Origin of the sequence: Streptomyces naganishii JCM 4654 (assembly GCF_014650575.1) — a bacterium.
Classification (GTDB): Bacteria; Actinomycetota; Actinomycetes; order Streptomycetales; family Streptomycetaceae; genus Streptomyces; species Streptomyces naganishii.
Genome location: NZ_BMVF01000004.1, coordinates 46,178 through 60,324, shown reverse-complemented (window position 1 = coordinate 60,324; position 14,147 = coordinate 46,178). Strand labels below are relative to the sequence as shown.

Here is a 14,147-nt window from a genome sequence, read left to right as displayed (position 1 = left end):
CCCCCTTGATGGGATGTGTGGCTGCTCCCTTGGCTCAACGAGCCCGCCGGAGTTTCGAACACGTGTGTTTCAGTCGTGTTGGTAACCCTGGGATTGAGCGCGCGCCGGAGCTTGCGGATTGCATCGACCCTTGCGGCCCCTGGGCCGGGGGATGGAGCGCTGGTGGCCGAAACGCCGAACATGCAGGCGTTTGGGCGGCGGGGTCGGAGCGCGGGGGATCGCAGGCTCGGTGTGGGTCCACACCAGGGACGCAGGGGACCCCGGCACCGGCGTGGTCCACGTCCGGGCTCACGTGTCTGCCGCGTCGCCGGACCAAAGGTGTGCCCCTTCGCCGGTGTTCGTCGGCCGTGCGGTGTACGCGTCCGTGTCATCTGGGGATTTCGGCCCACACCACTTTGCCGGTGTCGGTCCATCGCACTCCCCATCGGGTGGTGAGTTTGTGTACGACGTTGAGGCCACGCCCGCCGCTTGCGAGGAGGCGGTCGCTGTGCAGGTGCGGTCTGCCGTTGCCGGTGTCGCCGACCTCGCACAGCAGGCTGTGGCTCCTTCTGGTCAGCCGTACGGTGATGGGTCCGGTGGCGAAGCGGACGGCGTTGGTGACCAGTTCGCTGATCACCAGCAGTACGTTGGCGCGGGTGTCGTCCCGGGTCTGCCAGCGCTGCAGCACGGCGGACGCGTGCGCGCGGGCCCGCGCGGGCGTGTCGTCGCGGGCGGCCAGCCGCCAGGTGGCGGTGTCCTCTCTGCGGTAGCCGATCATGCGGGCGAGCAGCAGGGTGACGTCGTCGCGCTGGGGCACGGGCGCCAGTGCGGTGACGACGTGTCGTGCGGTCTGCTGTAGCGGGTCCCAGGGGTGCACGGTGGACATCGTGTCCGTGAGTCTGCTGATGCCTTCGTCGATCGACACGGCCGGATCTTCCAGCAGGCCGTCGGTGTAGAGAGCGAGGAGGGAGCCGGGGGGAGTGTCGAAGGTGTGGACGTGGAAGGGCTCGCGCAGGGCGAATTCGGTGCCCAGCCCGGGATGGGGGCGGACCGGGAGCGGACCCGCGTGCCCGTTCGCGGGGACCAGGACCGGAGGGAGGTGGCCGGCGCTGGACAGCGCCAGGTGGTGGCTGACCGGATCGTAGAGTGCGATGCAGCAGGTCGAGCCGAGGGCGCTGTAGCCGGCCGCGAGCCCGGAGTCGGGTTCGTCGAGCAGGGACACCGTCTCGTCCAGGTGCTCCAGCACTTCGTCGGGCGCCAGCCCGGCGCAGAGAAGTGCGCGGGCCTCCATGCAGAGCTGGCCCATCGTCGCCGCGGCCCCCAGGCCGTGCCCGACGACGTCACCGACCACCAGTGCGGTACGGCCGTCCGGCAGCGGGAAGCTGTTCACCCAGTCGCCGCCGACGCCTGCGCTGTCCGGGGTCGCGGGCTGGTAGACGCTGGCGATCTCGATGGTGTCGCCGCCGGTCCGGGGCAGCAGCCGGCGCTGCAGCGCCAGCACCTGTGTGTGCTCGCGCTGGTGCTGACGGGCCAGGTCGACGTGGTGGGCGGTCCTGGCGACCAGTTCCTGCAGGTCCAATAGCTCACTGTCGCGGAATGGTTGATCCGCCCGTCGCCAGACCTCCGCCACCCCCAGGACGAGGGGCGGCGTGCCGTCCAGGACCAGCGGTATGCATGCCACGCCCGCGGACTGGTCCACGGGCAGCAGGGCACGTATGACTCGGGGATTGCCGAGGACCCGTTCGATCGCCTCGCGGTCGGGTATGACGATGGCCTGCGGGGCGTCGTCGGGCCGGACAGCCTGGGCGAGCAGGCGGCTGGCGTCACCGGGAAGATCGTCGCCCGGGGTCGCGTAGCCCTCGGGCCACGCCCGGTCGGGCACCAGGGCCGCACGCCGCAGCCGGATGCGCCCCTGCCCATGCCGGGCGGTTTTCTCACCCGTCCATACGGCGTAGTCGAGGTCGACGGCGGCCACGTCTCCCCAGGCCAGCAGGGATTCTGCCAGCGCCTGCGCGGTCTGGCCGATGTCGAGGGAGGTGCCGATCGCGGTCTCGGCGGCGTACAGGTGAAGTCTGGTGGCCATGGCGATCACGGAGACCGTCAGGCCCTCGTGGGTTGCCACGGCGGGCAGGATGCTCAGCGACACCACCAGTTCCGAACCGTCCTCGCGTCGCAGGCGCTGAATCCGGGCGACGTGCGCCTCACCGGTTTCCAGGACCTGCCGCAGCCTCCGGGTGACCGTCGGCACGTCCCCGGGAGGCAGGAGATCGACGAAGGGGCTCCCCGCCACGGCGTCCAGCCCCGCGAAGACGGGGGCCTGCAGATTGCAGCGGGTGACCCTCAGCTCCCGGTCGAGGTTGATCGCGCCGAGAATCTGGTCCTGACGGCCGGCTGCCGCGTCGTCGGGCACACGCCGGCTGGTGAGGTGGTTGCCCTGCGTGTCGCCGGGATCGCCGGAGGCTGCCGCCCCGCCGCCCGGGATGTGGCGTTCCAGGGCGCCGCTGACCATCTCGAACGGCGACGGCGAGGGGGACGAAGAGGAGGGTGTGGAGTGCATGCGGCTCTCTCAGCGATTACCGACGCGGCGCCGGGAGCGTACTCGGCCCCGTGCGACCCGGGCCCCGAGACCCCTGACCGCACACCTCATTGAATAACACCCGGGGTGGATTCGCCCATATTAGTGAATGGCGCAACAAAGTGGACAGTGGGGAGTGGCGCGGGCGGCGGGGGTGCGCGTGCCTGCGTTCCCGTCCGGGCGGGACGGTGGGGCACCTGCGGTATTCGGCGACTGAACCGCAAGAGCCGTTTGGTGGTCTCTGCCAGGACTCGATGTTGTGCAATGCCCAGGTGAGGGACCTTTAGTGTGTCCGCTGCAGACAACCGAAGCCTGCCGAGCCCGATTCCAGCCCTGGTGTGCCCCGGCAGGACACGCAGCCGAGCCGCAGGCATGGGCAGGGTTGGCGCCTGTCCCTTGTCCGTTTCATGCCGTGGCCGTCAGGAAGGACACGGCAGCCCGTCATGAGCGGGGGTGCGTTTCGTACATGCGGAGCGCGACGATCAGGCCGGAGGCGGCGGTGAGGGCGGCGACGGCCCAGATCGCGGTGGTGATGCCGTAGGCGTCGGCGAGGATTCCTGCGAAGACGGCACCGACTGCGAAGCCGCCGTCGCGCCAGAGGCGGTAGACGCCGACGGCGCGGGCGCGCCAGGCGGGGTGGGCGACGTCGCCGATTACCGCGAGCAGGGTCGGGTAGACGAGCGCGGTGCCGATGCCGAGCAGGATTTGGGCGACGGCCCAGGCGGGGAAGGTGGTCGAAGCGGCGACGAGCGCGATGGCGCCGGCCTGGAGCAGCATGCCCGCGGTGACGAGGTGCTTGCGGCCGACGTGGTCGGACCACCAGCCGGTGAGCATCTGGCCCGCACCCCACACGGCCGGGTAGAGGGCGGCCAGGACGCCGATCCGGGCGACGGACAGTCCGTGCGCAGCGAACAGCAACGGGAAGATGCCCCAGGCCAGGGCGTCGTTGAGGTTGTTGACCATGCCCGCCTGGCTCGCGGCGGACAGGGCCTTGTCGGTGAGGCTGGTGAGGCGCGCGATCTGCGCCGTGGACAGGTCGGTGCCGGTCTGTACGGGGTGGAGGGCGGCTTCCGCGCGGGCGTGGTCGCGGGTCTCGCGGACGGCGAAGGCCGACAGGCCCAGGGCCAGCACGAGGTAGGCGGCGCCGAGCAGGAAGGGCTCGGGGCGCAGACCGGCGTGTTCGGCGATGGCGCCGGTGGCCATGGCGGTGAGGGCGAGGGCCCCGTAGCCGGCGGCCTCGTTGAAGCCCATGGCCAGTCCGCGGCGTTCGGGGCCGACCAGGTCGATCTTCATGATGACGGTGGTGGACCAGGTCAGGCCCTGGTTGACGCCGAGCAGGACGTTGGCGGCGATGATCCAGCCCCAGGACGGACCCCAGGCCAGCATCGCGGGCACCGGTATGGCGATCAGCCATCCGGTGATCAATACCGGCTTGCGGCCGTACCGGTCCGACCAGGTGCCGGCGAAGAAGTTGGTGACCGCCTTGGTGGCGCCGAAGGCCAGGATGTAGGTGAGGGCGGCGGTGTAGGCGGAGAGGTGGAAGACGTCGTTGGCGAGCAGGGGCAGAACGGTGCGTTCCTGGCCGAGCATGCCGCCGACCAGGGCGTTGACGAGGACGAGCAGGAGGAACTGGGGGAGGTTGGCGCGCAGTCCGAGGCGTATCCCGCCAGGGGAGATCGTGGTGGTCACTCGCCCTCCTGAAGTGCGCGGCCGGCGGCTTCGGCCCTGTTCGCAGGGCCGCCTTGGAGGACGGCGAGGTCCTGGTGGCCGACGTGCTGGAGGAGGTCGGCGGCGGTCATCGCGCGTCCGCCGTGGCCGCGGTGCACGACGGCGCCCGAGAGGGAGGCCCTGTTGCCCAGCCCGGCGTCGGCCAGCGGTATCGGGTGGTCGTCGGCGATACCCATCGGGTCCTCCACGGATCGGGTGCGAGAGGGCGTGTGGTCACGGCCCTCCCTTTCACTTACAATATTCCATGGATTTATGGAGGATGCCATGGCGGGAAGCACCACGGCCGGTGCGAAGGCACGGCTGTACGACGCGTTCGCGTCCAGCGGCAAGGCGCTGGCCAGCGGAAAGCGCCTCGAACTGCTCGATCTGCTGGCCCAGGGCGAGCGGACGGTGGACGCCCTCGCCAAGGCGGCGGGCCTGAACCTGACGACGGCCTCGGCGCACCTGCAGACGCTCAAGCAGGCCGGGTTCGTCGCCACTCGCCGTGAGGGCGTGCGCATCCACTACCGGCTCGCCGGTGACGACGTCGCCCAGCTGCTGGCGCTGCTGCGCAAGGTCGCCGAGCGCCACCAGACGGCCGTGCCCGTGGCACGGGACGCGTACCTCGGTGAGGACGGGGCCGCGGAGGTCGGCCGCGAGGAACTGCGTGTGCGGGTGGCGGCAGGCGAGGTGATGGTGCTGGACGTGCGGCCGGCGGACGAGTACCGGGCTGGACACATCCCCGGTGCGCTCTCCATCCCGGTCGACGAACTGGCCGACCGTATCAACGAGTTGCCCGAAGAGATGGAGATCGTCGTGTACTGCCGGGGTGAGTACTGCGTGCTCGCCTACGACGCGGTGCGGCTGCTGACCGACCGCGGACGGCGGGCGATCCGCCTCGACGACGGGATGCTGGAGTGGCGCCTGGCCGAACTGCCCGTCGACTCCGGGGACCCGGCATGACCGGCAGCCTCGTGTCCATGCCCTCCGGGGCTTGCTGACGGGCCGGTCTGCCCTCCGCGACGGTCCTCAGGGTCTGTTGCCAGAACCCAGTGTTCACCTACGAAGCCGCGTTCAGATGCGATGACCTGGTGACCGGCCGTAGCCGCACGCCAGTGGAAGACGCGGGCCTGCTCGCCGGCGGTGTAGGCGGCAGCGGCGGAGGCCTGGGGGTCCACTGGGCGGAGTGGGCTGCGCCGACGGCGGAGGTAGCCGCGTCGCTGGCGGCCTGGCCGGCGGAGGTCTGGGCGTCCTTGGCGGACTTGGCCGCCTCGTCGGCGTACTCCTGACCCGGGCCCGATACTGGCCGGTGGTGGAGAACTACCGGAACTTCTGCGGGTCATTGGAGTCCGGTGCGGCCAGCACGCGGGCTCGCCGTCAGGGTGCTATGCGTCCACCAGGGCTGCGACGGCAACTGCTCGCTCGGCGTCGTGGTTGATCAGGTAGTCCGCAGGGTCGGCGCCACTTGGTCCTGCCCAGGGCGGACGCCGCGTCGGCGGGGACGGACGTCACTGAACCGCCGGATGGCGGGCAGACGGCGAACGTGATCTTCGTTCCGGTCGGCAGACCGGCCAGGAGAGGGAGGGGAACGTCACCGTGACCATGCCCGTACGCCGCACCGAGGGCGGCCGCCGGCGGTTCAGCCTGCGTGCCACCGCACTTGACTGCGGCCTGATCGCCCTCGCCGTGTGCATTCTCGGGTTCGCCCTGCGGACCGCGGCCGCCGCGGCAGAGCGGCGCCCCGTCTGGATGGTGATCCTGTGCCTGCTCGCCGCGGCCTGCGTGCGGGTGCTGCGGCGGGAACGGCGGCACGTCTCGGCGGCGCGCGCCGCACGACGGGCCGCCGCGGCGCTGGAAGCGGGCACCGGCACGGCACTGGAAGAACTGACGGCCCCCGGTGTGCCGGTCGCGTCCCCGCCCGTCCCTCACCAGCCCGGCCCGCGTGACGCCGCTGCGTCCCCCGCCACGGGCGAGGAGGCCACGCTCGTACAGCCCGTCGACTACGACGCACCCATCGACTACGACGCACTGGACCCCGACGAGTTCGAGCAGGCCGTGGCCGTGCTGTGCGAACGGGACGGGTGCGCCGGCGTCGAGGTGGTGGGCGGCGCCGGTGACCTCGGTGCGGACGTGCTCGCGGTGGCGCCGGACGGACGGCGCGTCGTCATCCAGTGCAAGCGCTACGCGGAGGGGCACCGGGTCGGCTCCCAGGACCTGCAGCGCTTCGGCGGCACCTGCTACACGGTGCACGAGGCCGACGTCGCGGCCCTTGTCACCACCAGCGACTTCACCGCGCCGGCCGTCGAGTACGCCGCCCAGTGCGGCATCCTGTGCCTGGACCGGGCCGCCCTGCAGGCGTGGAGCGACGGCACCGGGCCAGCGCCCTGGACCGTCGCGGAGGTCACCGCCGAGGAGTTCACCTGCTGACCTTGCGTGGTTCGATCCAGTCCAGGGATCGCCATGCTGGGCGCCCGTCGGCGTCGCGTTGGCAGCACCAACGGACGGATCGATATCCAGCCCAACGCGGTCCCCGGCGACGACGGCGAAGACTCCCGCACCGGGGCGGCAGGGTCTCGCATGCCACATCCGGTGATCGCTCACCGTCCGACCCGGCGGCCAGGCTTCGCCAGAACAGAATAATGATTCGGGAGACAGACGGTCACATGATCCACCGGACAGGATCGGCTGTAGTCCGGGCAGGTGCCAGGTTGGCACCTGCTGCCCGAGTACGTTGGCCATCCTGAGGTGTAGCTGCTGCTGGCGCTGTCCCTTGAAGGAGGAAGCACGAATGCCCTTACGCCGCGCACGCCCTGCGATGCGGGATCTGCTGTACCTGTCCGAGTCGAAGATGGGGGTCTTGGTACCTCAGCTTCCCGGGCGGGTCCGTGACCGACTCGGCCTCGAAGCGGGCCTCAATGCCGGCGTGCTGTCTCTGAAGGCTTCGATGGCCAGCGACAGCCGGACGTCGCTCATCGGTGCGCTGGACGCCGTAGTGAAGATGATCGAGCGGAAGTACGGACATCGACGCCGGACTGAACCGGGCTTGGCGGTCGGCCACTGGATCGAGTTCGACGAGGAATTCAGATTCGGCAGTGCGTGGCCCGGCGGTGACGGAGCGCGTGGCCATCCAGTGGTGGAGGGGCTCGTCTATTTCGCTGCCGCACAGTACCCGGAGCAGCCGCCGTTCGTTCTCGTCGGATCGTCGGCCCACCTTCTGGACCGTCGACGGCCGACTGGCGACGGGCCCCCGGACGGCCAGCAGGTCGGTCACTTCTACGTCGAAGCCATCCGTGCCTACGCTCGTGCCCTGCAGGAGATCCCGGGACACGCAGGGGTCGGACACCTCCCGGCGCTTGGCGCCACTGACCGCGCCCTCTCAGCCGTGACACTGCTGTGCGAACTCGAGGCACCGCATACCGAAGGATGGACACCACCAGTACGGCTTGCCGGAGTCGCACGGATCCTTGCCGTGAACGACTCCCGCAGCATTCTGGCGACGCCCCTGTACATCGAGTACGCATCACGCTGATGGATGAATCCGGTGGGCGGCGGCGACCCTTGCGGTAGGCCCGCAGCCGCTACACGGACATCTCTTGTGCCAACCCTTGCGCCTTTTCCTGCGGCATCTCTTGCGCGCGCCTCGCCGAAGTCCCCATGTCTGTGCAGCTCACCCCTGTCGTACGGGCGTGATTGGGGGGCCGACAGCCCCGGTGCGGCCGCTTTCGCCGGGATCGACCCAGTCAGCCGGGACGCCGGCCCTCGCACGCGATGAGGTCTGGCGGGTATCGCCGCCTTCGGCGACCACGCCTCGGCTGCCGGCCGTCCGTCGCGGGCCCTGATGCGGGAGGGGTTTGTCCGTCCACAGCGGACGACACAAAAGAAGGCAAGGAGGTTACCCACATCCTTGCCACTCTCAACGTATAGCGCACGGGGGGCCTTGCGGCAAGGGCCGGGTCGGGGCGCAGAATCTCCGGCCGAGGCCGGTGGGACCCGTGGCGCGGTCGCGGGCACCCGGCGCGGCGATGCGGACGTGCGCGCCGCCGGAATGCGCGCACTGGCTGGCCGAGATCCAGTCTCGTTGTGGGGGGTTTGATGATTGACGTGATCGTGGTCGGCGGTGGGCCGACCGGCTTGATGCTGGCCAGTGAGTTGCGGCTGCACGGCGTGCGTACGCTCGTGCTGGAGAAGTCGGCGGAGCCGGCCGGACATGTCCGCGCGCTCGGCCTGCATGCGCGCAGCATCGAGGTGATGGACCAGCGAGGCCTGCTGGATCGGTTCCTCTCGCTCGGCCGGCAGTACCCGGTCGTCGGTTTCTTCGCCGGCATCCGAAAGCTGCAGCCGGACCGGCTGGACACCGCGCATCCGTACGTCCTCGGCATCCCTCAGACCACCACCGAGCGCCTGCTGACCGACCACGCCACCGAGCTCGGCGCCGAGATCCGGCGCGGCTGCGAACTGGTCGGGCTGAGCCAGGACGAACACGGTGTGAGCGCCGAGCTGGCCGACGGCACCCGGCTACGCTCGCGCTACCTCGTCGGCTGCGACGGAGGCCGCAGCACGGTACGCAAGGTGCTCGGCGTCGGCTTCCCCGGGGAGCCCGCCCGGCGCGAATGGCTGCTGGGTGAGGTGGAGGTGGCCGTGCCGCGGGAGACACTGGATGCCGTGGTGGCCGAAGTCCGCAAGACGCATCGGGGGTTCGGCGCCATGCCCCTCGCGAACCGGGTGTACCGCTTCATCGCGCCCACCGAGAAGGTGGCCGAATACCGCATGGTCCCGCCGACCCTGGAGGAACTGAAGGAGCGGGTGCGGGTGTTCGCCGGCACCGACTTCGGCGTGCACTCACCGCGCTGGCTCTCCCGCTTCGGCGACGCCACCCGGCTGGCCGAGCGCTACCGGGTCGGCCGGGTGCTGCTGGCCGGCGACGCGGCGCACATCCACCCGCCGCACGGCGGGCAGGGCCTCAACCTCGGCATCCAGGACGCGTTCAACCTCGGCTGGAAGCTGGCCGCCGAGGTCGGCGGCTGGGCACCGGAGGGGCTGCTGGACAGCTACCAGACGGAACGGCACCCGGTGGCCGCCGCCGTGCTGGACACCACCCGCGCGCAGGTCGAGCTGCAGTCGCCCGAGCCGGGCCCCCAGGCCGTGCGCCGACTGGTGTCGGAACTGATGGACTTCGAGGAGGCGAACCGGTACCTGATCGAGAAGATCACCGCGATCGGGGTCCGCTACGACTTCGGCGAGGGACATGAACTGCTCGGCAAGCGGCTGCGGAACGTCGGGCTGAAGCGGGGGCGCCTCTACGAGCTGATGCACGGCGGCCGCGGACTGCTGCTCGACCAGACCGGCCGTCTTTCGGTGGCAGGCTGGGCGGACCGGATCGACCACGTCGTCGACGTCAGCGAGGAACTGGACTCGCCCGCTGTGCTGTTGCGGCCGGACGGCCACGTGGCGTGGGCCGGTGACGACCAGCAGGAACTGCTCAGTCAGCTGCCCAAGTGGTTCGGCGCTGCCGCCGGCTGAGGGCGCACGCGGGCCCGAAAGGGCAGGAACCGGCCCCTGACACCCGCTCGCCAGACTGCGCCCCCCTACAGCGACAGGGCCGGTCACCCGAAAGTGCGTAAAGGCCGTCCACCCCGACGGCCTGAGGCGGCTCCTCGCGCATCCAGGTCGGCAACGCGCGGCGGGAGCCCGCCTGCGGCACACGGCACAGCGCCGCGACCCAGTCCCGGGTCGCGGCGTGCAAGAACACCTCCCTGTCGCCCTGGGGAGCGCCGGCGGCGCGTTACCGGCCGGCCACGTCGGTATCCGACGACGGCACACTCCGCACCGTCAGGCCGTACCTATTCGCGATCCGCCGCAGGAACGGCAGCGTCATTCCACCCTGCAGGGGAGCCACCCGAAAGGCACCCGAGGCCGACAACAGCTTCCCCACCCGTCCCGTCGCTAGTGACGACTACCGTGCTTCGGCTCAACAACGAGCCGAAGCACGATGGTTGACACCGGCGCCCTTGTGCCATCCGTACCGAAGATCCGGCATTCCTGGAGGCTGAGGTGGTGCGGACTCGAGTCGCTGTCCGCCGCTCTTGTGCGAGCGGGCGATGGGCCTGGCCGACGGGTCCTCAGAAGTCGTACGGCTTCTTGGTGTTCCAGTTCAGCACGTCGGCCTCGTTCCAGCTGAACTGCGGCTTCTGTCCCTTCATGACGACGGAGTAGAAGGGGCCGTGGTGGCCGTTGGCATCGCGCAGTGCGATGGCGAGCGAGTTCGCGGTGTGGTTCTTCGAGCCGTAGTCGAAGAGGTTCACCGCGCTGTATGCCTTGTTGCCGGGCCGGAGCGTGATGTGCTTGTCGCCGCCCGGGTTGTCCTTCTTGGAGTGCGGCAGTGCGACGTTGTGGCCGTTCCAGTCGAGCACCACGGCCGGGTACGAGGTGACCCAGCAGGGCTTGGTGCCCTCGTTCACTGCGGTGATCAGCAGGTGGTCGCCCTGTTGACCGGCGAACCGGTGCACCGCGGTGACCAGCATCTCGTCTCCGCGGCACTGCGGGACGCCGGCCGTTGTGCCCTTGCTCGCGACCTGGTCCGTCCCGCCGGAGAGGGTCGTCGGGTGAGCCCCCTGCGTGGTCGTGGCGCCGCTGTCGGCCTGCTCCGCGCTGCCCTTGCCGTTCTTGTCGGACCCGGACCGGCTCTGCGCGGTACCGGCGGCGTGGTCGCCGCCCGCCGCCTTCGGGCTCTCGCCGGTGCCGCAGGCGGTCAGGCCCAGCGCCAGCGCGGCGGTGACGGCGGCCAGGGCGGCGGAACGGGCGGTACGGCGGGCGCGATGCGTGGTCATGATGAAAGTTCCCCCATGGTCTGTCGGACGCGGCACCTTGCCCTGCTCCCGCAGGGCGGCCGGCCGCATCGGCTGTTTCACTGCACCCCGTGAGATGACGCCCGGGCGGGCGTTGTTCACCCGGGTCTGTCCGCATTCGGTAACAAGGCACAAGGGTGCGGGCACGCCGATATCCATCAGTGCACCGTCTGGAGCCGGCGAGCCGCTGCACTGGATGATCGACGAGAAGCAGGCGGACGCGAGCCGCAAGGCGGTGTGCCCGCGCACCGCGCCGCCGGACATGCAGCGCGCCGGCCGCACCTCGTGCAGCGAGTACCCCTTCGCCTCCACCTGCGAAGGCGGCACCCATCTCCGCGCCGGCCCGGCCCGCTGCACATGACCATCCAGGTCCACGACAGCCCCCCGGCTCCACAAGCCGGCACCGGATGGGAACCCGCGGAGGAGCTGAGTCTGCGAGCCGACGATCCCACCCTCTGCCTCGCCACCATCGGCCAGGGCGACTTCTGGGACACCTGGCCCGACGAGGAAAGTATCGGTGCTGATCGTAGGCGCGGACGACCCCTGGCGGCCGGTCAGCTCAGGCGGGCGTCCGCGTAAGCGGCCATAGCGTCCCGCTGATACGCGGCGAGCCCGACGGCGACCCGGTCGTAGGTCTCGCGCCACTGCGCATCATCCACGTAGGTCTGCCCGAGCGCCTTGTAAGCGGCCGCAGTCGGGGTCCACATCCGGCAGATGGCGCGATAATGGGCGTCGATCTCGTTCTGCACCGCCGGGTCGGTCACCGGTGTGCCGGCTGCCATCGCCTCGGCCATGCGTATCATCGCCGCAGTGGCCTCCTGCCGCAGTCGCGTCACGTCGGCCTCGGTGAGCGTGTCGGCGAACTGCCTGGCCTGCTCTGCCTCCTGGGGCCACCGCTCGTGGGCGGCCGCCTCGTACCGGGCCGTGTCGAAGCCCTGGAACAGGTTCTCCGGCCTGCTGATCTCCGTCATGTCGCTGTCCTCGTTCTTCTCCAGTTCGGCGATGGTACGGCCGACTGTGGCGGCCAGGACGTCGAGCCGGTCCCGCTCCGCCAGCAGTCTTCGGTGGTGTTCTCGCAGTGCGGCCACCTGGTCGACCTGGCGCTCCAGGACCGCTGCGATCTCACGTAGTCCCAGGCCGAGTTCCCGCATCAGCAGAATCTGCTGCAGCCGCAGCAGGCCGGCCTCGTCGTAGTGGCGGTGGCCGTTGCTGCCGGTGTGGGAGGGAAGCAGCAACCCTATGTCGTCATAGTGCCGCAGCGTCCGGGACGTCACTCCGGACATCCGGGCCACGTCCGTGATGGGCCAGGTCATGACCCTGCCTTTCATCGCCGGGCCGGTCTCTCCGGCCACACCGCTGACCGTAGAAGTTGACGCAGCGGAAAGCGCAAGCAGAGGTCACCAGACCTCTCTCGGGGACGGCTGCGCCGGCGACACGCCCTCTGTGGCGCGTGGGCCGGCGCAGGTCAGTCGCCGGGCAGCGGAAGTCGAGCCACGTGGAGGCCTGTTCGGGCGCGGTGCCGTCGGACCGGCGCTCCCTCTCTGCGATCCCGATTCCCTTCGTGACTCAGGAGCGGGCCCGGCCCACCCGGTGAGTTCCCGTGACGGACATGAGCAGGGAGTACACCGTGGTCGTCGCCGTGATGAAGAGGCGGTTGTTCTTCGGGCCGCCGAAGGTGAGGTTGGAGACGGGTTCGGGGACGAGTAGTCGCCCGATCAGCGTGCCGTCCGGGTCGTAGCAATGCACCCCGTCGCCGAGGGCGGCTGCCCACAGGCGCCCTTGGTCATCGAAGCGGATGTTGTCGAAGCCGCTTCTCGGGGCCTCCGCGAAGACCCTGCCTTCCGAGAGAAAGCCTCCTTCGCGTACATCGAAGACGCGGATGTGCCGGGCCCGGGTGTCCGATACGAAGAGCTGCCGCTCGTCGAGTGAGAACACGACTCCGTTGGGGCCGCTGAAGCCGTCCGCGACACGTCGTACTTCGCCACTGCTCTGGTCGACGCGGTAGACGTCGCAGGCGCCGATCTCACTCTCGGCGCGGAGGCCCTCGTGGTCGCTGGTGATGCCGAAGTCCGGGTCGGAGAACCATACCGATCCGTCGGAGTGGACCACCGCGTCGTTGGGGGAGTTGAGCCGCTTGCCCTGGTAGCGGTCGGCCAGAACGGTGATCGAGCCGTCGTGCTCGGTGCGGATCACCCGGCGATTGCCCTGCTCGCAGCTGATGAGGCGGCCCTCCCGGTCCAGTGTGTTGCCGTTGCTGTGGCCCGCTGGAGAGCGGAAGACGCCCACTGTGCCGGTGACCTCGTCCCACCGCAGCATGCGGTCGTTGGGTATGTCACTCCAGATCAACTGACGCCAGGCAGGCAGGTAGAGCGGCCCCTCCGCCCACCGGCAGTCGGCGGGCAGCTTCTCCAGACGCTGATCACCATTGGCGCACCTGCCTGTGCGGAAGCGCTCGTCCAGAATGTCATACAGCTTCACTGTCTTGTCGATGGACATCGATCTCCCGTTCGGATCGTATGCCGAATACAATTCGGCATGGGCTAAGTATGACAGGAAGCGATATGGTTGTGTCATGGCATTGGATCATCTCGACGGGATCGACCGCGCGCTGGTCGCGCTGCTGCAGCAGGACGCCGGACAGCCGTACGCCGCCTTGGGCAGGGCGGTCGGACTGTCACCCGGAGCGACGCACGAACGGGTCCGGAAACTACGTGAGCGTGGCATCATCCGGCGTACGACCGTCGAGGTGGACCCCAGGGCGCTGGGGCTCGGCGTCCTCGCTTTCGTGATGGTCGAGTCCTCGGCCTGGATGGGGGATTCGGCTCCGGCCTTCGCCGCCATCCCGGAGATCGAGGAGGCCCATGTCATCGCGGGGAACGCCTCGGTACTGGTGAAGGTGCGCACCGCCACCACCGAACATCTACAGGATGTGCTGAAGCGCTTGTACGCGATCGAGGGCGTGAGCGGCACGCAGGCGACCGTTTCCCTGGAGACCTTCTTCGAACGCCCGCCGTCGCCGACCCTGTAGTAACCAGCCGGCC

General features: G+C 69.9%; 12 protein-coding genes. 6 read left to right on the top strand and 6 right to left on the bottom strand.

The window, feature by feature from the left end; translation table 11 throughout:
- Positions 1–367 precede the first annotated feature (367 nt).
- The 3 genes from IE217_RS08215 to IE217_RS08205 all read right to left on the bottom strand — a co-directional run bounded on the left by IE217_RS08215 (position 368) and on the right by IE217_RS08205 (position 4,458).
- Positions 368–2,536 carry an ATP-binding SpoIIE family protein phosphatase gene (locus tag IE217_RS08215; RefSeq protein ID WP_190177087.1) on the bottom strand — a complete coding sequence of 723 codons (2,169 nt, stop codon included), beginning with the start codon at positions 2,534–2,536 and terminating at the stop codon, positions 368–370.
- A gap of 459 nt (positions 2,537–2,995) precedes the next feature.
- Positions 2,996–4,243 (bottom strand): MFS transporter, encoded by a 1,248-nt coding sequence (locus IE217_RS08210; RefSeq protein ID WP_190177086.1) that lies wholly within the window; start codon positions 4,241–4,243, stop codon positions 2,996–2,998.
- Complete coding sequence (locus IE217_RS08205; protein WP_190177085.1) at positions 4,240–4,458, bottom strand: rhodanese-like domain-containing protein; 219 nt, start codon at positions 4,456–4,458, stop codon at positions 4,240–4,242. The genes IE217_RS08210 and IE217_RS08205 overlap by 4 nt, the downstream gene beginning before the upstream one ends.
- Before the next feature lie 88 nt (positions 4,459–4,546).
- Here IE217_RS08205 and IE217_RS08200 point away from each other — a divergent pair, with 88 nt between their 5' ends.
- The 4 genes from IE217_RS08200 to rox all read left to right on the top strand — a co-directional run bounded on the left by IE217_RS08200 (position 4,547) and on the right by rox (position 9,781).
- A complete protein-coding gene (locus tag IE217_RS08200; RefSeq protein WP_190177084.1) occupies positions 4,547–5,224 on the top strand; it encodes an ArsR/SmtB family transcription factor in 678 nt (225 codons plus the stop codon).
- A 639-nt stretch (positions 5,225–5,863) separates the two neighbouring features.
- On the top strand, positions 5,864–6,688 hold the full coding sequence (locus IE217_RS08195) for a restriction endonuclease (protein ID WP_190177402.1): 825 nt from the start codon (positions 5,864–5,866) through the stop codon (positions 6,686–6,688).
- Positions 6,689–7,076: 388 nt separating this feature from the next.
- Entirely contained in the window at positions 7,077–7,790 is a 714-nt protein-coding gene (locus IE217_RS08190; RefSeq protein ID WP_190177083.1) for an SAVMC3_10250 family protein, read from the top strand.
- A gap of 563 nt (positions 7,791–8,353) precedes the next feature.
- Positions 8,354–9,781 carry a rifampin monooxygenase gene (gene rox, locus IE217_RS08185; RefSeq protein ID WP_190177082.1) on the top strand — a complete coding sequence of 476 codons (1,428 nt, stop codon included), beginning with the start codon at positions 8,354–8,356 and terminating at the stop codon, positions 9,779–9,781.
- 599 nt (positions 9,782–10,380) lie between these two features.
- On the opposite strand, the gene IE217_RS08180 is transcribed toward rox, so the two are convergent.
- The gene (locus IE217_RS08180) at positions 10,381–11,088 is read right to left on the bottom strand and encodes a DUF4232 domain-containing protein (RefSeq protein WP_190177081.1); all 708 of its coding nucleotides are present in this window, start codon (positions 11,086–11,088) and stop codon (positions 10,381–10,383) included.
- 214 nt (positions 11,089–11,302) lie between these two features.
- Here IE217_RS08180 and IE217_RS08175 point away from each other — a divergent pair, with 214 nt between their 5' ends.
- Positions 11,303–11,467: a NucA/NucB deoxyribonuclease domain-containing protein gene (locus tag IE217_RS08175; protein ID WP_190177080.1), complete on the top strand. Its 165-nt coding sequence runs from the start codon at positions 11,303–11,305 to the stop codon at positions 11,465–11,467.
- Positions 11,468–11,660: 193 nt separating this feature from the next.
- Here IE217_RS08175 and IE217_RS08170 read toward each other — a convergent pair whose 3' ends face one another.
- On the bottom strand, positions 11,661–12,419 hold the full coding sequence (locus tag IE217_RS08170) for a MerR family transcriptional regulator (RefSeq protein ID WP_190177079.1): 759 nt from the start codon (positions 12,417–12,419) through the stop codon (positions 11,661–11,663).
- A gap of 253 nt (positions 12,420–12,672) precedes the next feature.
- Complete coding sequence (locus tag IE217_RS08165; RefSeq protein WP_190177078.1) at positions 12,673–13,602, bottom strand: SMP-30/gluconolactonase/LRE family protein; 930 nt, start codon at positions 13,600–13,602, stop codon at positions 12,673–12,675.
- 76 nt (positions 13,603–13,678) lie between these two features.
- On the opposite strand from IE217_RS08165, the gene IE217_RS08160 reads away from it, so the two are divergent.
- Positions 13,679–14,134, top strand: a complete 456-nt coding sequence (locus IE217_RS08160) for an Lrp/AsnC family transcriptional regulator (protein ID WP_190177401.1) — start codon at positions 13,679–13,681, stop codon at positions 14,132–14,134.
- The last annotated feature ends 13 nt before the right edge of the window (positions 14,135–14,147 follow it).